General features: G+C 37.2%; 1 protein-coding gene. It reads left to right on the top strand.

Annotation, left to right across the window (positions count from 1 at the left end; genetic code table 11):
- On the top strand, nt 1–274 hold a 274-nt coding region (locus tag HMPREF2580_RS12360; protein WP_176747486.1), incomplete at both ends, for a putative Ig domain-containing protein.

Below are 274 nucleotides of genomic sequence, written 5' to 3' on the forward strand. Positions count from 1 at the left end.
TACGATTAGTGGTACACCAACAAAAGTAGGTAGCTATCCAATTACGGTAACAACAACAGATGCAGAAGGTAACGTAACAACAACGAACTTCACAATTAAAGTTGTAGACACGACAAAACCAATGGTGACATCAATTAAAGATCAAACAAAAGAAGTGAATACGGCTATCGATTCAATAACAATTGAAGCAACAGATAATAGTGGTCAAGCCGTAACCAACAAAGTAAGCGGACTACCAGAAGGTGTAAGTTTCGATAGTGTCACAAATACGATT

The organism is Staphylococcus sp. HMSC036D05 (assembly GCF_001836225.1).
In the GTDB taxonomy this organism is placed as follows: Bacteria; Bacillota; Bacilli; order Staphylococcales; family Staphylococcaceae; genus Staphylococcus; species Staphylococcus caprae.